Origin of the sequence: Chelatococcus sp. HY11 (genome assembly GCF_018398335.1) — a bacterium.
In the GTDB taxonomy this organism is placed as follows: domain Bacteria; phylum Pseudomonadota; class Alphaproteobacteria; order Rhizobiales; family Beijerinckiaceae; genus Chelatococcus.
Genome location: NZ_JAHBRX010000001.1, coordinates 3624822 through 3645259, shown reverse-complemented (window position 1 = coordinate 3645259; position 20438 = coordinate 3624822). Strand labels below are relative to the sequence as shown.

Here is a 20438-nt window from a genome sequence, read left to right as displayed (position 1 = left end):
CAAGCGTCATGCGGGATGTGAATTGGCCAGCCAGCGACTTCCGCGCCAGATGGCAATGCCTTGCTGGTGCATGGAGTCGTTGCGCTTTCCTATTGACCGAGGGGCACCGCGAGGGGGCGAGGCGTTTGAATAACGCGGGTGATCTCACGCGGTATAAAGCTGCGCCGGAAAGTGCAGCTCCTGGGATTGGAGCGTAGATTGATGTCACAGGCGGGGATGATGGTTGGGGGGAAGAAGGCGCCGACGGCCTTGAACGCGGCGATCCGCGCGACGCGTCCGGCCTTTGTGACGGCGATCATTTTTTCGTTTTTCATCAATCTTCTGGGACTGACGGGTTCGTTGTACATGATGCAGGTCTATGACCGCGTCCTGTCGAGCCGGAACCTGACGACGCTAGTTGTTCTGACGATCCTGATCGCGATTTTGTATCTTGTCTCGGCGTCGCTGGAGAGCCTGCGGACGCGGCTTCTGGTGCGGGCCGGGGTGCGGTTTGACGAGGAGGTGAACGCGGATGCGTTCAACGCGGTGCAGCGCGCCTCGCTGCGCCAGCCCGGGCCTGGCCATGTCCAGGCCCTGCGCGACGTCGACAGCATCCGGGAGTTTTTCACGGGCCAGGGGCTGATCACCTTCTGCGACGTGCCGTGGGTGCCGATCTACATCATCGCGGCGACGCTGCTGCATCCCTGGTACGGGGTCCTGGCGATCATCACGGCCCTGATCTCGGCGGCGCTGGCCTTCGCCAACGACCGGGCGACACGGCCGGTGCTGGACCAGGCGACGAAGGCCAACATCACGGCGCAGAACCAGGCGCTGACCACCTTCCGCAACGCGGAGGTGCTGCAGGCGATGGGGATGGTGGGGCGGCTGCGCGAGAAGTGGGTGAAGCACCACTACGACGCGCTCGGCCACCAGGCGCAGGCCTCGGACCGCGCCGGCGGGCTGATGGCCGGCATCAAGTTCAACCGCGCCTTCATGCAGAGCCTGATCCTGGGGGTCGGGGCCTATCTGGCGATCAAGCGGGAGATCTCGCCGGGCATGATGATCGCGGCGTCGATCATCGTGGGGCGCTGCGTGCAGCCGATCGAGATGGCGATCAGCAACTGGAAGTCGCTGATCAACATGCGCTCGGCCTATGAGCGCGTGCAGGGCCTTTTGCGGGCGCTGCCGGCGCCGGGGGCGCGCATGCGCCTGCCCGACCCGAAGGGCGACATCTCGGTCGAAAACCTGATCGTGCGGGTGCCGACGCGGGACATGCCGGTGCTGAAGGGCATCTCCTTCGCGGTCAATGCCGGCACGGTGCTGGGTGTGATCGGGCCGAGCGCTGCGGGCAAGTCGAGCCTGGCGCGAGCGCTTGTCGGGGTGTGGCCGGCGGCGGCGGGCTGCGTGCGGCTCGACGGGTCGGACCTGAGCCATTGGGATCCCGAACAGCTCGGGCGTTTCCTCGGCTATCTGCCACAGGACGTCGAGCTGTTTTCCGGCTCGATCGCCGAGAACATCGCGCGCTTCGGCGACATGGACGAGGCGGGGATCGTGGGGGCGGCGCAGCTGGCGGGCGTGCATGAGATGATCCAGCGGCTGCCGGACGGCTACAACACGCAGATCGGCGAAGGCGGGCAGGCGCTGTCGGGCGGCCAGCGCCAGCGGGTCGGCCTGGCGCGGGCGCTTTACGGGTCGCCGCCGATCCTGGTGCTGGACGAGCCGAACGCGAGCCTGGACGCGGCCGGCGAACAGGCGCTGATGACGGCGATCCGCCAGCTGAAGGCGGCCGGACGCACGGTCATCCTGATCAGCCACAAGACCAATTCACTGGCCTTGTGCGATTCCATCCTGGTGCTGGCGGAAGGTGGCGTGCAGGCCTTCGGGCCGCGCGACGAGGTGCTGGCCAAGGTGCTCGGGCCGCGCATCGTCGGGCCGCAGGGCGCTGGCCAGGGGGCGGGATCGGTGACGGCGGGATCGGTGACGGCCACCCCGGGCCAGCCCGGCATCGCCGCGGCGGCCGCGCCAGGTTGAGCCAAGGCCTGCTGAGCCAAGGCCTGGCCAAGGTCTGCTGAGACGACAGAGCGGCGATACCGCGCCGAGGCCGAAAGCCGGCCGCGGATGCCCGCGACTAACATCGATGTGATCGGCGCCGGCGGGCTTCCTCTGGCAAGCGGCGGCGCCGGTGTCTATGTGATCGCTGTCCCGGCCGCCATCGTGGTCCGTACAGCTGTGGTTCCTGTGGTTTCTCCGGCGCTGTCTGCCGGCCGGAGCCTGTGTGTGACGCTGGAGCGTGGTTGATGTCCGAGCAGAAGATCCCCCCGGTGAATGCCCAGCCGGTCAATGCCCAGACGGGGCAGGCTCAGAATCAGCCCAGCGCAGGTCAACCCGCCGCAGGTCAACCTTCGCGGCCCCTGGCGGCGCCCGCCCCCGGCGGCGTCCCGGCCGGCGCCGACAGCGAGGGCGCCCGCTTTCCACGGCCGCTGACCTTCGGCAAGCCCATTCCGCCAAACCAGCCTGCTCCTGCAAACCAGCCTGCTTTTGCAAACCAGCCCGCTTTTTCAAGCCAGCCCGCGACAGGCCAGTCCGCCATGAGCCAGCCCGGCATGAGCCAGCCCGGCATGAACCAGCCCGGCATGAGCCGGCCGGCCCCTCCCCTGGCGGCCGGCACGGCGCAACCCGCCGCCAGCCTGGCGGCAGCCGCCGCGTCGGAAGGGGGGCTGGCCAGGGGTCCGGAGACAACGGGTTCCGAGACAAATGGCCCCGGCGCCAGCGGCCCGGTGCCCTTCGCCGCCATCACGCCGGTGAAGGTGCCGGCGCATGAGGCCATCCAAGGTAATCCTGGCCAAGGTAATCCTGGGCAAGGCAATTTTGGGCAAGGCAATTTTGGGCAAGGCAACCCCGGGCACGGCGGCGCCGGCGCGCTCGCCAACGCCCAGCCGGACAAGGCCGGGCGCAAGCTGCCCTTTCTCGAAAAGGCCATCGATGCCGCCCTCAGCCTGGGCAAGAGCAAGCGCGGCACCACGAACGGCGACGGCGCTCCGGGCAACGACGGCACCGGTTCCCCGGGCAAGCCCGACAGTGACTTCCGCCGCATCGCCCTGACCGGCTATGCCATCATCGTCTTCACCTTCGGCATCATGGGCGGCTGGGCGGCGCTCGCCAATATCGACGCCGGCGTCGTGGCGCCGGGCCTCATCTCCGTGGAGAGCAAGCGCCAGGTCGTGCAGCACCTGGAAGGCGGCATCATCAAGGAGATCAAGGTCCGCGAAGGCCAGAAGGTCGAGGTCGGCGATCTCCTGTTCCGCCTCGAGGACACCACCGCGCTCGCCAACCGCGACGCCGTCCGCAACCAGGTCTATGCGGCCCTGGCGCTCGAGGCCCGCCTCGTCGCCGAGCGCGACGACGCCCCGAGGATCACCTTCCCCGCCCTCCTCGTCGATCATCCCGACGACCCGGTGGTCAAGCGCGTCATCGGCGACGAGACCGCCCAGTTCAACGACCGCCGCGCCTCCATCACCGGCCAGATCAACATCATCAACGGCCGCGTCGACCAGCTCAAGGCCGAGATCGACGGTCTCGACCGCGAGCGCAAGTCCGCCGAGCAGCAGCTCTACTTCATCAACGACGAGCTCGTCGGCATCCGCGACCTCGCCCTCAAGGGCCTCGTCCCGAAGTCCCGCCAGTCGGCGCTGGAGCGCGAGAAGGCCCGCCTCGACGGCGTCGTCGGCCGCAATCTCGCCGATGCCGCCAAGGCCCAGAACAATATCGGCGAGATGAACCTGCAGGCGACCCAGACCCGCCAGAAATTCATCGAGGAGGTCGGCGCCCAGCTCCTCGACATCCGCCAGAAGCTCGGCGACATGCGCGAGAAGCTCAATGTCACCGAGGACGTCCTGCGCCGCACCGAAATCCGCGCGCCGCGCGGCGGCGAGGCCCAGAACATCAATCAGCGCGTCTTCACCGTCGGCGCCGTCGTGCGCCCCGGCGACACCCTCGTCGAGATCGTCCCCCAGGACGACGAGCTCGTCATCGAGGCCCGCGTCCAGGTCACCGACATCGACAACCTCAGGACCGAGACCTCGACGGAAGTCCGCTTCCCCGCCTTCCACTCGCGCACCACGCCGCTCATCCTCGGCACCCTGCGCAACGTCTCCCGCGACCGCCTCGTCGACGAGCAGACCCGCGAGCCCTACTACCTCGCCCTCATCTCCGTCGCCGACACCGATGTCCCCGCCGAGCTCAAGGGACGCCTCAGACCCGGAATGCCCGCCGAAATCATCTTCAACACCGGCGAAAGAACCGTCATGAGCTACCTCATGAGACCCCTCACAGACGCCATGACCGGCGCCTTCAGGGAACACTGACCGCAGCCAGGAAGATGGCGCGGAAGCCCAGGGCGAGCTAGCCAGCCCGCGACATTATCCCTTCTTACGCCCGCGCGATCGCGCGCTCTTGCCGGGATCGGCGGGCGGCTCTTCCGCGGCGGGCCGCGCGTCCGCTTCGCTTTGCTTCAGGCGCACCTGAAGCCGGGCTATCTCAAGCGTTTTTTCCCCCAACAGGCGTTGAAGCTCGCGGATCTCCTCTTGCAGCCCATGGATATCGAGGAGCGGTGATTTCGCCGATGCGCCGGCCTTCGCGCGTGCGCCCGCGGTCGGGAAAAGCAGATCGTGGAGAAACGGATTATAGTATTTTATTATATTGATGGCGAACTCATGCGGATCGACCTTAAGGGCCTTGCTCCAGACTAAATACTTCTCCGGAGGAATGCGCCCCTTGCCGATTTCAACCTGGGAAACGAACGTATAAAAATCGATATCGATGAGCTTGGCCAAATCGCGCTGCGACAAGCCTGCTTCCTCGCGCAGGCGCCGCAACCACACTCCCCCTTGCTGGCGCGCCTTCTTGGTCTTCTCATCAAGCTGAATTCTACCCACCATAATGGTCGCTATATCCTAGTTGGTTTTGTGAAGCCCGATTCCCGGCGTCTCAAAAAATCACATATCCCCCGATTCACTGTGTCGTGCCTGCACGCATTAGTCCATAGTCGAACCGACTCAAGCTCGACAGAGATTATTGTCGTCTTCTCACCTGCAAGCCGCGACGGAGCCGCAATTGGACCGGGCTAACATCTCAAGCTCGCCGATATCGTGGCACCTGATCCGGCTTCGCGTGGCGGCAACCGCCATCCTGACCTGCACTCTGATCACGATGTCGCCAGAGCCTGCTGCCGCCCAGCCATGGCAGGCGGCGCACCCGGCGTCGGCCGGATGGTCACAGGAGAAGATAGAAGCAGCGGAAGACTACGTCGCCCGCCTCGGCCCGACCGCCTTCATGATCGTGCAAAATGGCAAAATCATCATGAGATGGGGGGATATTTCGCGCAAGGTGGAGGTTGCGTCCGTCCGCAAGAGCCTCCTTGGCGCCCTCTATGGGATCGCGGTTGCCGACGGCCACATCAGCCTCACCTCCTCCCTCGCCGATCTTGGCATGGACGATAAGGCGCCACCCCTCACTGCCGCGGAAAAACGGGCAACTGTCCGTGATCTGCTGATGGCCCGTTCCGGCGTCTATCACGAGGCCGCCCATGAGACCGCGGAGATGAGACGCAAGCGGCCCAGTAGGGGCAGCCATGCGCCAGGCACATTCTGGTTCTACAACAACTGGGACTTCAATGCCCTCGCCACGATCTACAGGCAGAGGACTGGCGAAGACCTTTTCAAGAGCTTCGCGCAACGCATCGCCGCGCCCATCGGCATGGAGGATTTCGCGATCGGGGACGGTCGTTACGTCACAGAGCCCCCGTCCATTCATCCCGCCTATCCCTTCGCGCTCTCCGCGCGGGACGCGGCCCGATTCGGCCAGTTGTTCGTGGACGGCGGCCAGTGGAACGGCCGGCAGGTCATCCCCGCCGACTGGGTGCGGGAATCAACGACAGCCTACTCTCAAACGGATCGGGGCAGCCGTGGGTATGGTTATCTCTGGTGGACGCTCCGGGCCGATGTTTTCGGACCAGGCGCGGCGCTCGCTTCCGGCTTTGGCGGCCAGTTTATCGCCATCGTGCCGTCGAAACACCTCGTCGTCGTGCAGGTCGTCGCGCGCGGGGACAGAAACAAGGCCCTCCGCACGAGCAATTTCATAGCCATGCTGCGCGGGATCACGGCCACAGCCCCGTGATGGCCGCGCAAGGCCTGCATGTCCGTGCGAACTGCCATCGATACGGTGGGCGAACACCGGGGTGCATTGTCAATGTCCCGGATCTATCGCCTCTCGCGAAAACGACACCACGTTGAACGAGACCGCGTTGGACGACACCGCATTGCCTTCGACAGCATCAGCCAACGCCGCGCTGTCCACCCCCATCCCAAACGGAGGGGCCGTTACCATCACTTGCCGCGATGGCGTGCGGCTCGGTGGCCATCTCTGGCCGGCGTCGACCGGCCCCCTGGCCGGTGTCGTCATCAATCCGGCGACGGGAGTACTGGCGCGTTACTACCACCGCTATGCGGCATTCCTGGCAAGCCGCGGCTTCGACGTCCTCACCTATGACTATCGCGGCATCGGCGCATCACGTCCCGGCCGGCTGCGCGGCAGTGGATATCGTTGGCGTGACTGGGGCGAACGAGACTGCGACGCCGCCTTGCGCTTCATGCTGGAGCACGCGAACGGCGCGCCGATCCGTGTGGTGGGCCATAGCATCGGTGGCTTCCTGCCCGGCCTCGCGGACAGCGCATCGATGATCGACCGAATGCTCACCGTCGGCGCTCAATACGCCTGGTGGGGAGACTATGCCGCGCGCCGGCGGCTTGGCCTTTTCCTCAAGTGGCATGTCGCCATGCCCGCCGCCACGGCGCTCCATGGCTATTTCCCCGGCCGCAGGCTCGGCTGGCTGGAGGACCTGCCCGCCGGCGTCGCGAACGAATGGAGCTTTCGCGGGCCGCGGTTCGAACGCAGCCATCCACGCGGTGAGCGGAAGTCCGTGCTCGCCCGGATGGCCGCCGTGAAAGCGCCGATCCTCGCCGTCTCGGTCACCGATGACGAACTCGGGACCCCCGCCGCCGTGCGCCGCACGCTTGGCTACTACACCGGTGCATCACGAACGATGGTGTCGCTGACGCCCGCCGACTATGGACGGGAGGCCATCGGCCACTTCAGGCTGTTCCATGACAGCCACGCCGGCGACTTCTGGACCGATACGCTGCTCTGGCTCAGGGATGGCGTGAATCCATGGCCGCAGAAGGTCGTGGGGCTGTAATCCGCTGTTTGGACAATACGCCTCCCTCGGAGTTAGACACAGGTGGTCGCGTCGGCCTTGCCGAAGGTCGCGGTCATGGTTTCCCGCGGCTTTATCGCGGCGAGTGACCATACGCCCTGGGGGCAATCGACATTCAAGTATTGCCTAAGAGATACCACCGTCATCACCGGGCCAGCCCCGGTGATCCCGACCCGAAAGGCGCATCGATCCATCGGGATGGCCGGGACAAGCCCGGCCATGACAGCTGAGAATGCTGAATATCGATGGCCCCTAGAACAGGCTAAGCTGCCGCGCGGTCTGCCGCTTTTTTCCGCCTTTTCCGGCCCTGGTCATCAAGTCCGGGGCAATTTCGTTCAGGAAAGGCGAGGACGGCAGCGAGCGGACCGCGCCGCGCCAGAAGCGCTCGGTTGCCCGGCTGAGAAACAGCTGGTCCTTGGCGCGTGTCATGGCGACATAGAACAGGCGCCGCTCCTCAGCCGTGGCGGGCTCGTCCTCGACAGAGGATGTGCCCCAGGAAAACGGCACTAGGCCCGCCTCAAGGCCAACGATGAAGACCACCGAAAATTCCAGCCCCTTCGCCGCATGCATGGTGAGCAGGGAAACGCGGCCAGCCCGCGCATCATGAAAATCGGCTTCGGTCGACAAGGCAACCGCCTCGGCGAACCGCGCCGTCTCGTCCACGACGGCATCGGACGGAGCGAGCGTGGCGAGCCAGCCTTTCGCCTCGGCGAGGGTGGCCGCATCGACCGTTCCCTCGCGGCGCACGATCTCGGCCGCGTCAGCGACGCGCTGCGGCATGTCGCCTTCCACGCCATCCAGCGCCGCAAGGATCGCCTGTACGCCGGGGTGGCCGGCGATCGGTGCCGGCGAGCTCTTGGCGAACGGGATGCCGGCCCGGTCGAAGGCCAGCCTCAAGGCGGCCGACTGGGCATCCGTGCGATACAGCACCGCGCAATCGCCGAAGCCGAGGGCGTTGCTGCCGGCAGCGCCCCCACCGCCGTTGCGGTTGGCCGCCAGCATGTCATGCCCGCCCATCAGCGCCTCGATCGTCGCCGCGACGAATTCGGCCTCTGCCGTTTCGTCGGGCGCCACATGGACCGTGATCTTTGTCCCGGCCGGGCGCATGATGCTGGCGTCCGGCGCCCCGATGAAGCCGGTCGCGGCCTTCACGATCGTTCCGCTGGAGCGGTAATTGCGGCCAAGCCGCAACGTGCGCGCCGATGGAAAATCGTACAGGAAACGCGCGAAACAGCCGGCATCCGCCCCACGGAAACTGTAGATCGCCTGATCGGGGTCGCCGATCACGCAGAGATTGCCGTTCTCGCCCGCGATCAATCGCAACAGGCGATATTGCTGCGCGTCGGCGTCCTGGAACTCGTCGGCGACGATATGCCGATAACGCGCGCGCCACTGGCTTGCGATATCATCATGCCGTTCCAGAAGATCAGCCGACAGGGCGACGAGATCATCGAAATCGACCCAGTCGCGTTCGCGTCCTATCCGCTCGAGCACGGCCCGCGCCTGCGCTTCCTCACCCTGGCCTGAGGCGTCAGCGCGCGGATCCGCCGCCTCGCCGCGCTTGCGCACCGAGACAAGCTTGCGCAGACGCGTCGCTTTCGCATCGCTGATGCCCATGGCGCCCGCCAGAGCCTCCTGCCATTCCTTGTCGGTGGCGACGCGAAGGTCCGCGCTGAAGCCTGCCCTATCGGCATGGGCACGCAGGATTGCCAGTCCCAGCGAATGGAAGCTGTGCACGGCAATGGCGCGCGATGCCTCCGCCAGAAGCGCGGCGAGGCGTGCCCGCAGTTCCTCCGTCGCCTTCCGCGTGAAGGTGATCGCGAGGCAGGATACGGCGGGCACGTCGCGTTCCAGAACGAGATGCGCGAGGCGGCGGGTCAGCATGCGCGTCTTGCCGGAGCCCGGACCGGCAAGGACGATCAAGAGCCCCGAAATGGCCCGGGCCGCGCATGTCTGGTCGGGGTCGAGCCCGGCCAGAACACCCGCCTCACCGGAGCCCGCGGTGGACGCCGCCTCCGGGATCGGCAGGTCGGGCGCGGTACTCCCGGCGGCCGGCGGTGTTGCCGCCGATGCTTTCCGGGGGCGGTTCCTGCGTTGCAAAGGGGCATCGTCGAAGAGGGCCCGGTTGCCCGCGATCGTGTCGATCTCACCCTCTTCGAAAAGTTTGATGACGCCGTATTCACCGTCATAGCCGGCGTTGCGGATGACCTTGCCCGCGCGTAGCCGGGTCACCGCCTCGCCCAGAAGCGGATGGACCCTTGCGACGTCCTCGGCGGGCAGTTCATCCAGCACCGACAATTCCGCGCCCAACGCCGCGATGACACCGTCATAGGCTCCCACTACCTTCTTGGAGGCAACGCCGCTGCCGACGATCTCCGACAGGATTTCCGGCAGCGGGACAAGGCTCGACGCCTTGCCCGCCGTGGCCGGGGTCACGGCGCCCTCCTCGCGATCGGCCAGTGCCTCGACGCGATGCGCGACACCCACCGTCACGGGACGGCCGCAGACGGGGCAACGACCGCCGAGCCCGATCGTCTCCTTGGGGTCGAGCCGCACGCCGCAGGCACGGTGGCCGTCCATGTGGTATTTGCCTTCCTCCGGAAAGAACTCGACCGTGCCGACATAGCCCTCGCCGGTCTCCAGGGCGCCGCGTATGGCGAAGTAATCCGGTGCACAGGCGAAGCGCGTCGCTTCGCGGCCGAGCTTGCCGGGAGAATGCGCGTCCGAATTGGAGGTCAGGCGGAACCGGTCGAGCGAGGAGATGCGCCAGTTCATCGCGGGATCGGAGGACAGCCCGGTCTCGACCGCGAAAATGTGCTGGCTGAGATCGCGGTAGCATTCGTCAATCGAGTCAAAGCCGGATTGCGAGCCCATCGCGGCGAACCAGGGCGTCCAGATATGCGCGGGGACCAGGTAGGAATCCGGCCCCGATTCCAACGTGACCTCCAGGAGGTCCCGCGAATCGAGGCCGAGGATCGGCCGCCCATCCGAGGCGATATTGCCGATGCGGGCGAGGCGCGCCGCCAGTCTGTCCGCCGAATCGAGATCGGCGGCATAAATGAGGTGATGGACCTTCCGCGTCTTCTCGCCCTTCTTGTAGATGGTCGAGATTTCGGTGCAGAGCATGAACGAGACCGGCTGCCGGCAAACGGGCGGCAAGGTCTCGTAAAGGGCGGCCTCGATCTCGGGCTTCAGCCGGAAAAGCCCGTTGCCTTCCGGCTGGAGCTTGTCCTTGATCTCCGCAAGCCAAGCCGGATGCACGCAGTCCCCGGTGCCGACGACCCTTATGCCTTTGCGCGCCGCCCACCAGAACAGATGCTCCAGATCAAGGTCCCGACTGGTGGCGCGGGAATATTTGGAATGGATATGCAGGTCGGCGTGAAAAATCATTGCACCTGGTCGACTGTCTTGCGCCCGTGAGACGTGTGGCCGTCGTCGACACTAGCGCCTGCGGGAGCCTTTCTCCAGCGCCCCGCATCATGGGTTCCTCGACGCGGGACGCCCCTGCGAAAATAGCTGGAAATCGCCGATAACGATCCCGTTCAGACTGCCCCGGATGACAGGCTGGATGGCGCTGTAAGGACGCGCGGATCTTTACAAAATTGACACATCCCGCCATCGCGATTGACATCAATTTTCAACTTAACATGTTGATTTACAATAAGTTCTTGCCTCTCGGCGGCATCCTGTCAATCTATGTACAAATCCAGCTCCGACAGGAATGAGGAGACAGCCGTGTTGGACCAAATTCGTCAAGATCGTCCCCGTTTCGCGTCCGCCGGGCGCCTTGAGACGGTGGTCGCCGCCAAGACCGGCGACCACCCGCTGAAGCGCTATTCCGACCTGAGGGCCGAGGCTCTCTCCCGCTATCCCTCGGGCGTCGGCCCCGGTGGCATCACGGTCGATGACATCGTGCAGCTTCGCTTGCAGAACACCTTCGATACCCATCTCGACATCGCGCGCGCCATGGCCACTGTCGTCCGCCGCGACATGGCGCTGTACGACGCGGACAGCGCGCAGTTCACCCAGTCGCTCGGCTGCTGGTCCGGGTTTCATGCGCAGCAGATGATCAAATCGGTCAAGCGGCTGCGCGGCACCGCGCGTGGCGCCTATGTCTATTTGTCGGGATGGATGGTCGCGGGGCTGCGCAATCGCTTCGGCCACCTGCCCGATCAGTCCATGCATGAAAAGACGGCCGTCGCCGACCTGATCGAGGAGATCTACGTCTCGTTGCGCCAGGCTGACGAAGTGGCTCTGAACGACCTGTTTCGTGCGCTCAAGGCGGCGCGCGCCGCCGGCGACGCGGAGGCCGAGGCCGAGGCGATCGCGGCGATCGACGGCTTCGAGACCCACGTCGTGCCGATCATCGCCGATATCGACGCGGGCTTCGGCAATGAGCATGCGACCTATCTGCTCGCCAAGGAGCTCATCAAGGCCGGGGCCTGTTGCCTGCAGATCGAGAACCAGGTCTCGGACGCCAAGCAATGCGGCCACCAGGACGGGAAGGTCACGGTCCCGCGCGAGGATTTCATCGAGAAGCTGCGGGCCTGCCGCCTCGCCTTCGAGGAACTCGGCGTGACCGACGGCATTGTCGTCGCCCGCACGGATAGCCTGGGCGCGGGGCTGACCCAGAAGATACCGGTCAGCCAGCGGCCCGGCGATCTCGCTGCCGAATATACGAAATGGCTCAGGACGGAGCCCGTGACCGAGGAAAAGCCCCTGCGCGAGGGCGAGGTCGCGCTGTGGCAGGGAGGCCAGCTGGTCCGGCCGGAGCGGCTGGCGAACGGCCTCTTCCAGTTCCGCGAAGGCTCGGGACGGGCGCGTGTCATCGAGGACTGCATCGCGTTCATCAATGACGGCGGCGCGGACCTGCTCTGGATCGAGACCGACACGCCGAATGTCACCGAAATCGCATCGATCGTCAGCGAGATCCGCAAGGCGGCGCCGGGCGCCAAACTCGCCTACAACAATTCGCCGTCGTTCAACTGGACCTTGAACATCCGCAAGCAGGTGCGGGCCGAGTGGCTGTCGGAAGGCCGGATCACGGCGGATGCCTATCCCGACGGAAACGCCCTGATGAAGGCTGAACTGGACGACAGCGAGCTCGGTCATGAGGCCGATGCCCGGCTTGCCCGCTTCCAGGTCGATATCGCGGCGCAAGCCGGGGTGTTCCACAACCTCATTACCCTGCCGACCTTCCATCTGACGGCCAAGAGCGTCGACGAGCTGGCCCAGGGTTACTTCGGCGCGGACCGCATGAAGGCCTACGTCAACACGGTGCAGCGCGAGGAAATCCGACGCGGCATCTCGGCCGTGAAGCATCAGCACGAGGTCGGTTCCGATCTCGGCGACAGCTTCAAGGAAATGGTCGCGGGCGAGCGTGCCCTGAAGGCGGGCGGCCACGCCAACACCATGAACCAGTTCGCGGCGGCCTGACTCGTCACGGTGGCGGCGCGGTCGAGCGGAAACAAAGGCCCGGTCGACCGAAGTTCCGGAGGCCGGTGCCGCAAGCCACCCGTCTCCGCCCCACGCGAATGTCCAAGAATGAAGACAGGAGAATGAAGATGACCTCCTATGAAAGACCAAAGCAGATCATCGGCTATTGCCTCGAACCGCTTGACCTGGATGAGGATGCGCCGGCCACACGCGAAACGGTCAGCCGGCTCGTCCATGTGATCCGCACATTGCAGCTTGCCATTGGCCCGACCGGCCCAGTCGCCGTCGATTTCTCGAAGATGCCCACACTCGTCATCAACGAAGCCGCCCATGGGGATGGAGTCTAGAATCATACGGTTGAGGTGGATCCCTTCCCTTAAAGGGGAGGGATCGCACTAATTCAATATTTTATCAAATCTGTTGACGCTCCATATTTTATCAAATATTCAACTCCCAAGGCTGCTCAAGCGGCTCAGGGAGGATTTCACATGTTCAACAAGCCGGCTCTCAAGAGAGCGATCGCGTTGGCGGCATTGGCCTGCGTGGCGTGGCCACACATGGCATCGGCCCAGAATTCGGCTCAAGTTTCGGCCAAGGACGCGGCGACGGAGTTGGTCCTGGCGCAGGGCGCGGACCCTTTGGGCTTCAATCCCACGCGCTTTTCCGCGCCCAATACGTCCTATCTGCACCAGCTCTATGACACGCTTGTCGAAATCGGACCTGACGGACAGCCGCGTCCATCGCTCGCGGAAAGCTGGGAGCGTTCGGCGGACGGGCTGTCAGTCACCTTCAAGCTGCGCCCGGCGAAGTTCCATTCCGGCCGGCCTCTGACCGCCCAGGATGTGGTCTACAGCGTGCGTTATCACCTCGATCCGGCCAATGCCGCGAACCTCCTCGCGCGCCTGAGCGCGGTGAAGGATGTCGAGGCGCTCGATGATCGCACCGTCAAGCTCACCCTGTCGTCGCTGGCGCCGGGCCTCTACGATCTCCTCAGCGCGCTGTTCATACTCGACGAAAAGACGGTCGGGAATATCGCCCAGCAGGACGCCGGCAGCGGCCCGTTCGTCATGAAGAACTGGACGCCCGGCGTGTCCTACACCATGGAGCGCTTCGCCGACCACTGGAGCAACGATCGCACCAAGCCCGATCGCATCACCGTGCGTATCGTGCCGGATGACGCCGCCGGCGCGGCTCTGCTCCAGACGCGGGCCGTGGATGTCCTCTATACCGCCGGCCCCCTCGCGCTGGCCCAGTTGAAGGATGCCGCCGGCACCAAGATCGAGCGCATCAAGCGCGCGCCGCGCAGCCATTATCTCGCCCTCAATACGTCGCGCGCGCCGCTGGACAACAAGCTGGTGCGCCAGGCGATCTCCCATGCCATCAATCGCGAGATGATCGCTTCGGTGGTCTACAACGACTTCGCGGCGCCGAGCTGCCAACCCTGGGCCGAAAGCCACTGGGCCTATGCGCCGGCCGTCGACAAGCTGTGTGGCTATGATCTCGACAAAGCCAAGGCGTTGATGAAGGAATCCGGCGTCGGTCCCTTCACCATGACGGTGAACACCTCCACCGATTCCTACGCGCCCGGCAGTGTCGATACGGCTCAGATCCTGAAAGAGGATCTGGCGGCCCTCGGCATCACCCTGAACATCGCCACCTATGAACCGGCGAAGGCGCGTGAACTCATCCTCGGCGCCAATTTCGACATGCTGCTGCACAACTACATCGAAGGCGGCAACGATCCGCAGTTCATCATCCCGAGCGCGATCTACGGGCCGACCAAGGGTCGTACGAAGTTCACGAGCCCGGCCTTCGAGGCGATCGTGGAGAAGGCGGGCAAGACGCTCGATCTCAACGAGCGCAAGGCGATCTATGCCGACATCTCAAAGCTGATCGCCGATGAAGCCTTCATGCTGCCCTTCGCCCATGAGTTCCGGCCCATCCCGATGATCGACGGCGTCAAGAACTTCGAGATGGATGGCTCCGGCTTCTCGCAGTTGCAGCAGGTCGACGTCACGCGCTGACTTCCCCGGCACGCGTCGACGACCGTTTATTCCGGCATCGCGGATCATCCATGTTCGGCTTCATCCTGAAACGGCTTCTTCAGGCCATTCCCGTTCTGCTCATCACGTCGTTGCTCATCTTCGTCGGCATGCGGCTGTCGCCGGGGGATCCTGCTACCATGTTGGCCGGCAATGACGCCACCGCCGAGACGATTGCGGCCGTCAGAAGCCGGCTTGGGCTCGATGAGAGCTATGCCACGCAATATGTGAAGTGGCTCGGGGCATTGCTCACGGGTGATCTCGGCCGGTCCATGGTCAGCGGGCTGCCGGTGTCGCGCATCATGGGCGAGCGTATCGCGCCCACCCTCGAACTGGCCATGGGCGGTCTTCTCGCGAGCCTCCTGCTGGGCGGCATGCTCGGCATCCTGGCCGGCCTTCGCCCGGATACCCTGCTGGACCGGCTGATCTCGGCGGTTGCGGCGCTCGGGCTGGCGGCGCCGATGTTCTGGACGGGCATGCTGCTCGTCGCCGTTTTCGGCGTGTCCTTGAAATGGCTTCCGCCCGCCGGACGGGTGCCCTTTTCCCAAGGCGTGGGCGCCGCGCTCGCCAGCCTCGCGATGCCGGTGGCGACGCTCGCCATCGCCAACGCGCCGGTGATCATGCGCTTTCTGCGCGACAGCATCCAGGAAACGCGGCGCGCCGAATATGTGCGCGCCGCCCATGCCAAGGGGCTGTCCAGAACTGTGGTGACGCGCGATTACATCGTGCGCAACTCGCTCATCCCAACCGTGACGGCCGCCGGCATTCTTCTCGGAAATCTCATCGGCGGCGCGGCGCTGGTCGAGATCGTCTTCTCCTGGCCGGGGATGGGCTCCCTGCTCGTCTCCGCCATGGGCAACCGCGACTATTCCGTCATCCAGGCGGTTCTGCTGATCGCGGTCTTCGGCTTTGTCTTCGCCAATCTCATCGTGGACCTGCTCTACGGGCTTCTCAATCCGAGAATTCGCCATGCCCAGCATTGATCAAAGGAGCCGGGGCAGGCGCGGTTTCCTGATCGCGGTCGCCTTTCTCATCATTGTCGGGGCCCTGGCGCTTCTGACACCCGCGCTGCCTTTCGCGCCCTACACCAAGATGTCGACGGCGCGCCTCATGCCGCCCTCGTTCCATGCCTGGTTCGGCACGGACCAGTTCGGTCGCGACATTTTCGTGCGAACCCTCTGGGGCTTGCAGGTCTCGCTGGTCATCGCGGGCGCGGCCGTCCTGACCTCGCTGGCAATCGGAGTGCCGCTCGGCCTCGCCGCCGCCTATTTCGGCCGCTGGAGCGACTCGGTCATCATGCGCGGCCTTGATGCGCTGCTGGCGTTCCCGTCTCTGCTGCTGGCCATCGGCGTCGCGGCGATCATAGGTCCCGGCGCGGTCAGCGCGACGATCGCGCTCGGCATCGTCGGTGTGCCGCAGATGGCGCGCATCGCCCGTGGCGCGGCTCTTTCGGAACAGCAAGGACTTTATGTCGATGCGGCGCGGGTTGTTGGCGTCGGCCCGCTGGGGATCATGATGAGCCATCTTCTGCCCAACATCCTGGCGCCGGTCGTGGTGCAGGCGACGCTCTATTTCGCCATCGCCATCCTCACCGAAGCCGGGCTGAGCTTCATCGGCCTTGGCGTACAGGTGCCGCGTCCATCGCTGGGCGCGATGCTCAGCGACTCCCGCGCTTATACGGTATCGGCCCCATGGTACGCGCTGGCGCCCGGTCTCACGATCACCGCCGTGGTGCTCGCGCTGAATATCGCCGCGGACGGCCTGCGCATGCGACTGGATCCGCAGCGATGACGGTCATGACCCCAGCGGCAGAGACGGTCCCGGTGTCGACCGGCGCCTCGTTCGAGGTCGAGGGTCTCACCGTGCGATTTGGCGGAAAGACCGCCGTCGACAACGTGTCCTTCCGTCTCGCGCCCGGCGAGGCGCTCGGCATCGTCGGTGAATCCGGCAGCGGAAAGAGCACGACCGCGATGGGCGCGGTCGGCCTGCTTGACCCGGAAACCGCCGAAGTCGAGGCGCGCCATGTGCGGCTCGACGGCACGGATCTCGGCAAGCTGAACGGAAAGCAAGCCGGCGTGCTCGGCAGGCGGATCGGCGTCGTCTTTCAGAACCCCATGGTCGCCCTCAACCCGGTCTTGACCATCGAGCGTCAGCTCACCGACCACATGCGCCAACATCTGCGTCTCGACGCGCGGACGGCGCGTGCGCGGGCTCTGCGCCTCCTCGGGGAAGTCGGCATCACCGATGCCGAGCGGCGGCTATCCTTCTATCCCTTCCAGTTCTCTGGCGGCATGCTGCAACGGATCACCATCGCCATGGCGCTCGCCTGCGATCCCGAGCTTCTGATCGCCGATGAGCCGACGACGGCCCTCGATGCGACGGTGCAGGCCGAGGTGGTCGACCTCATCCTGTCAATCCGGCGTTCACGCGGCCTCAGCCTCATCTGGATCACCCATGATCTCGCGCTCCTCAACCGTATCGCGGACCGGGTGGCCGTGATGTACGCGGGACGCCTGGTGGAGATCGGTCCGGCGGATGCGCTGCTGGATCGCCCCTCGCATCCCTATGCCGCCGGGCTTCTCGCCAGCGTGCAGAGCCTCTGGACGGGCGAAGGGGTGGAATTCCGCACGATCGAAGGCACACCGCCGGCCAACGGACCCGACATGCCGGGTTGCGCCTTTGCCCCGCGCTGTCCCCGCGCGTTTGAGCGCTGCGCCACACGTCCGCCAATGGCAACCGTTCCCGGCGCATCCGCGCACGACGTCGCCTGCTGGTTGTTCAATTCCGGGGTGCCGGCATGAGCATGCTTCTCGAACTCAATGATGTCTCCGTGACATTGCGCGGGCCACGCCCGCACCCCTTCGCCGCGCCCACGCCAATCCGCGCGCTGCGCAAGGTGTCCCTCACCCTGGAGGCGGGCGAGACCCTCGCTCTGGTCGGCGAATCCGGGTCCGGTAAGAGCACGCTCGCGCGCGCCATCACGCGGCTCGTGCCGGCAGCGGGACAGGCGCGTTTCGATGGCATCGATATCCTGAGGGCGGATCGAGCCGGCATGCGCCGTGTACGGCGCGGCCTGCAAATGGTGTTTCAGGATCCCTACTCCTCGCTCAACCGTCGCAAGCGGATCGCCGATATCCTGGCCGAGCCGCTCAAGGTGCACGGCGTCGGCGACAGCCAGGAAAGGCGCCGCCGGGTCGAGGCCCTGATCGCTCAGGTGGGACTGAACGCCGACATGCTGCAGCGCTTCCCCGCGGCGCTCTCCGGCGGCCAGCGCCAGCGCATCTCCATCGCGCGGGCTCTCGCCCTGCAGCCGCAACTGGTCATCTGCGATGAGGCCGTCTCCGCGCTGGACGTGTCAGTGCAGGCGCAGATCCTGAACCTGCTCGGCAGCCTGAAACGCAGCTACAAGCTCGCTTATCTCTTCATCACCCACGATCTCGGCGTGGTCAGGCGCTTCGCCGATCGGATCGCGGTGATGCACGCTGGACGGATCATCGAAGTGGCACCGGCGGATGTGCTGTTCGCCCGCCCGCTGCATCCCTACACGCGCGCCCTGTTGTCGGCGGCCCCGCATCCGAGCCGAGACCGGCCGGCGCCGCAGCGTATCGTCTTGCGCGGGGAGCCGGTCAGTCCGCTCACCGAGCCGCCGGGCTGCCTGTTCGCCGGCCGTTGCCTGCATTTCCGCCCGGGTCTATGCGGAAGGAGCGATCCCGCCCTCGCCGCACAGGGAGCCGGGCACCAGGTCGCTTGTCACCGGGCACGGGGCGGCCTGCCAGCCTGGGTAGACGATGAGGCAACCGGAGGAGCGACACCATGACGATGGTTGCGGCCGCGACCGCGGCAACCGGCGGAGAAGACGATCGTCTGCTCAGCGAGACGATCGTGGCACGGCTCGCGCAGCGCCTGCGCGACGAGATCCTGAGTGGAAACCTTCCCTCTGGAACGCGCCTCAAGCTGCGTGAACTATCCGATCGCTTCGGCGTCAGCCAGATGCCGATCCGCGACGCGCTGGTGAAGCTGAGTTCGGAAGGGCTCGTCGAATTGCAGCCCAACCGGGGCGCGGCAGTGCGCAAGATCGACCATCAGTTCATCGAGAACATGTTCGATATCCGCATGATGCTCGAGGAGCTTCTGGTCCGGCGGGCCATCGAACGATCGAGCGATGCCGAACTCTCAAGCCTGCGTCCTCTCGCCGTCAAACATGCTGAGATGGCGGCGAGCGGCGACTTTCGCGCCCTCATGGCGGCGAACCTGGCGTTTCACGGGCGCATCACCGACCTGGCGCGCAACGCCGAGGCGGCGCGCATTCTCGATCAGGGTTGGGAGCTGATTTACTCCCTGCGCGGGCAGACCGGCTATGCCGAAGGGCGCCTGGACGAAATCATCGACGAACACAACCAGCTTGTCGCCGCCATCGAGGCCCGCGATGTCGAAACCGCCGGCCGGCTGGCCCGTCAGCATGTGCAGCGCTCGCGCGATGACGCGCTGGCCCGGTTCAAGCTTCGATGACAGCCCGTCGGCCCCGTCCATCCAGCAGAGAGTAAGATTGTGAAGATCAAGGCAATCCGCAGCTTTCCCGTCCGCATCGGCGATCGCAATCAACTCCTCGTCAAGGTGGAGACGGACGCCGGCATCCACGGCTGGGGCGAATCCGGCCTCGCCACGCGCGAGCGCGCCGTCATGGGCGTGATCGAGCACTACGAGAAATTTCTCATCGGGCAGGATGTCTTCGCCATCGGCGCGCTCTGGCAGGAGATGTACCGCAGCCAGTATTTCGAGGGCGGCCGCGTTCTGACGGCGGCCATTTCGGCCATCGACATCGCGCTGTACGACATCAAGGGCAAGGCGCTCGGCGTGCCGGTCTATGAATTGCTCGGCGGCCGGCATCGCCACCATGTGCCCACCTTCGCCTCGTTGAAGGGCAGCACCCTCGATGTGGTGCTGGAGCGCGGCCGCGCCGTGCGCGATGCCGGCTGGACCTGCATTCGCCTGCTCGTCGATGTCGGCGCGCCGGGCGCGCGTTTCGAACCCTGGGAAGCCGTTGCGCGCTACGTCGAGTGGTTGCCACGCCTGCGTCAGGAGTTGGGTATCGGCGTATGCCTGGGCATTGACCTGCATCATCGGCTGACGGTGGCGGAGACCGCCGCTTTGTGCCAACGGATGCCGGCCGGCACGCTCGATTTCGTCGAGGAGCCGATCCGCGACGAGGATCCGGCGTCCTATGCGGCTCTGCGCCGGCTGACGACCGTGCCCTTCGCCGTTGGTGAGGAGTTTTCCTCGAAATGGCAGTTCTTGCCCTATGTCGAGCAGCGCTTGACCGAATACGCGCGGCTCGATGTCTGCAATGTCGGCGGCTTCACCGAGGCGATGAAGGTGGCCGGATGGTGCGAGGCGCATTACATCGACCTGATGCCGCACAATCCGCTCGGGCCGATCTGCATCGCCGCGAGCGTGCATTTCGCCGCGGCCGTCCCGAATTTCGCATGGCTGGAATGCCGCGAGACGCCCGGCGAGGAGTATCGGCGGTACGACAGCGGCATCTTCCGCAGCCGCCCGCAGCTGGAGGGCACGATGTATCCCGTGCCGACCTCGCCGGGCCTCGGCATCGAGATCGACGAGGAGGCCCTGGCGAAGGCCGGCGCGTTCCAGTTCGTCGAGATGCCCCATCTGAAGCGCGACGACGGCTCCCATACCAACTGGTGAGGCGAGCG

General features: G+C 65.6%; 16 protein-coding genes. 14 read left to right on the top strand and 2 right to left on the bottom strand.

Annotation, left to right across the window (positions count from 1 at the left end):
- Positions 1–249 precede the first annotated feature (249 nt).
- From KIO74_RS16635 to KIO74_RS16625, 3 genes are all read left to right on the top strand, one after another.
- Complete coding sequence (locus KIO74_RS16635) at positions 250–2010, top strand: type I secretion system permease/ATPase (protein WP_249730876.1); 1761 nt, start codon at positions 250–252, stop codon at positions 2008–2010.
- An 87-nt stretch (positions 2011–2097) separates the two neighbouring features.
- Positions 2098–2277, top strand: a complete 180-nt coding sequence (locus tag KIO74_RS16630) for a hypothetical protein (RefSeq protein WP_213331218.1) — start codon at positions 2098–2100, stop codon at positions 2275–2277.
- Positions 2277–4343: an HlyD family type I secretion periplasmic adaptor subunit gene (locus KIO74_RS16625; protein WP_213331219.1), complete on the top strand. Its 2067-nt coding sequence runs from the start codon at positions 2277–2279 to the stop codon at positions 4341–4343. Before KIO74_RS16630 ends, KIO74_RS16625 begins: the two co-directional genes overlap by 1 nt.
- A gap of 54 nt (positions 4344–4397) precedes the next feature.
- On the opposite strand, the gene KIO74_RS16620 is transcribed toward KIO74_RS16625, so the two are convergent.
- Positions 4398–4853 (bottom strand): helix-turn-helix domain-containing protein, encoded by a 456-nt coding sequence (locus KIO74_RS16620; RefSeq protein ID WP_249731026.1) that lies wholly within the window; start codon positions 4851–4853, stop codon positions 4398–4400.
- A gap of 238 nt (positions 4854–5091) precedes the next feature.
- Here KIO74_RS16620 and KIO74_RS16615 point away from each other — a divergent pair, with 238 nt between their 5' ends.
- Both KIO74_RS16615 and KIO74_RS16610 read left to right on the top strand, forming a co-directional pair.
- Positions 5092–6153 carry a serine hydrolase domain-containing protein gene (locus tag KIO74_RS16615; protein WP_249731025.1) on the top strand — a complete coding sequence of 354 codons (1062 nt, stop codon included), beginning with the start codon at positions 5092–5094 and terminating at the stop codon, positions 6151–6153.
- 184 nt (positions 6154–6337) lie between these two features.
- A complete protein-coding gene (locus KIO74_RS16610; protein WP_502762116.1) occupies positions 6338–7231 on the top strand; it encodes an alpha/beta hydrolase family protein in 894 nt (297 codons plus the stop codon).
- Positions 7232–7501: 270 nt separating this feature from the next.
- On the opposite strand, the gene KIO74_RS16605 is transcribed toward KIO74_RS16610, so the two are convergent.
- Entirely contained in the window at positions 7502–10639 is a 3138-nt protein-coding gene (locus KIO74_RS16605; protein WP_213332910.1) for a UvrD-helicase domain-containing protein, read from the bottom strand.
- Between the two features lie 453 nt (positions 10640–11092).
- Between KIO74_RS16605 and KIO74_RS16600 the strand changes: the two genes are divergently transcribed.
- The 9 genes from KIO74_RS16600 (at position 11093) to KIO74_RS16560 (ending at position 20430) form a co-directional block, all read left to right on the top strand.
- Positions 11093–12685: an isocitrate lyase gene (locus tag KIO74_RS16600; protein WP_249731346.1), complete on the top strand. Its 1593-nt coding sequence runs from the start codon at positions 11093–11095 to the stop codon at positions 12683–12685.
- 128 nt (positions 12686–12813) lie between these two features.
- Positions 12814–13032, top strand: coding sequence for a hypothetical protein (locus KIO74_RS16595; RefSeq protein WP_213332908.1), 219 nt, complete (start codon positions 12814–12816; stop codon positions 13030–13032).
- A 141-nt stretch (positions 13033–13173) separates the two neighbouring features.
- Positions 13174–14709 carry an ABC transporter substrate-binding protein gene (locus tag KIO74_RS16590; RefSeq protein WP_213332907.1) on the top strand — a complete coding sequence of 512 codons (1536 nt, stop codon included), beginning with the start codon at positions 13174–13176 and terminating at the stop codon, positions 14707–14709.
- Positions 14710–14759: 50 nt separating this feature from the next.
- Positions 14760–15710 carry an ABC transporter permease gene (locus KIO74_RS16585; protein WP_213332906.1) on the top strand — a complete coding sequence of 317 codons (951 nt, stop codon included), beginning with the start codon at positions 14760–14762 and terminating at the stop codon, positions 15708–15710.
- Positions 15697–16518, top strand: coding sequence for an ABC transporter permease (locus KIO74_RS16580; protein ID WP_213332905.1), 822 nt, complete (start codon positions 15697–15699; stop codon positions 16516–16518). Before KIO74_RS16585 ends, KIO74_RS16580 begins: the two co-directional genes overlap by 14 nt.
- Before the next feature lie 5 nt (positions 16519–16523).
- The gene (locus KIO74_RS16575) at positions 16524–17528 is read left to right on the top strand and encodes an ABC transporter ATP-binding protein (protein WP_213332904.1); all 1005 of its coding nucleotides are present in this window, start codon (positions 16524–16526) and stop codon (positions 17526–17528) included.
- Positions 17525–18544, top strand: a complete 1020-nt coding sequence (locus tag KIO74_RS16570; protein WP_213332903.1) for an ABC transporter ATP-binding protein — start codon at positions 17525–17527, stop codon at positions 18542–18544. Before KIO74_RS16575 ends, KIO74_RS16570 begins: the two co-directional genes overlap by 4 nt.
- On the top strand, positions 18541–19236 hold the full coding sequence (locus KIO74_RS16565; protein ID WP_213332902.1) for a GntR family transcriptional regulator: 696 nt from the start codon (positions 18541–18543) through the stop codon (positions 19234–19236). Before KIO74_RS16570 ends, KIO74_RS16565 begins: the two co-directional genes overlap by 4 nt.
- A 39-nt stretch (positions 19237–19275) precedes the next feature.
- A complete protein-coding gene (locus KIO74_RS16560) occupies positions 19276–20430 on the top strand; it encodes a mandelate racemase/muconate lactonizing enzyme family protein (protein WP_213332901.1) in 1155 nt (384 codons plus the stop codon).
- Positions 20431–20438 lie beyond the last annotated feature (8 nt).

Excerpts from the sequence above, each read along its gene's own strand:
- KIO74_RS16630 (WP_213331218.1), top strand. The coding sequence starts at position 2,098 with ATGCCCGCGACTAACATCGATGTGATCGGCGCCGGCGGGCTTCCTCTG.
- KIO74_RS16625 (WP_213331219.1), top strand. The coding sequence starts at position 2,277 with ATGTCCGAGCAGAAGATCCCCCCGGTGAATGCCCAGCCGGTCAATGCC.
- KIO74_RS16605 (WP_213332910.1), bottom strand. The coding sequence starts at position 10,639 with ATGATTTTTCACGCCGACCTGCATATCCATTCCAAATATTCCCGCGCC.
- KIO74_RS16595 (WP_213332908.1), top strand. The coding sequence starts at position 12,814 with ATGACCTCCTATGAAAGACCAAAGCAGATCATCGGCTATTGCCTCGAA.
- KIO74_RS16590 (WP_213332907.1), top strand. The coding sequence starts at position 13,174 with ATGTTCAACAAGCCGGCTCTCAAGAGAGCGATCGCGTTGGCGGCATTG.
- KIO74_RS16585 (WP_213332906.1), top strand. The coding sequence starts at position 14,760 with ATGTTCGGCTTCATCCTGAAACGGCTTCTTCAGGCCATTCCCGTTCTG.
- KIO74_RS16580 (WP_213332905.1), top strand. The coding sequence starts at position 15,697 with ATGCCCAGCATTGATCAAAGGAGCCGGGGCAGGCGCGGTTTCCTGATC.
- KIO74_RS16575 (WP_213332904.1), top strand. The coding sequence starts at position 16,524 with ATGACCCCAGCGGCAGAGACGGTCCCGGTGTCGACCGGCGCCTCGTTC.
- KIO74_RS16570 (WP_213332903.1), top strand. The coding sequence starts at position 17,525 with ATGAGCATGCTTCTCGAACTCAATGATGTCTCCGTGACATTGCGCGGG.
- KIO74_RS16565 (WP_213332902.1), top strand. The coding sequence starts at position 18,541 with ATGACGATGGTTGCGGCCGCGACCGCGGCAACCGGCGGAGAAGACGAT.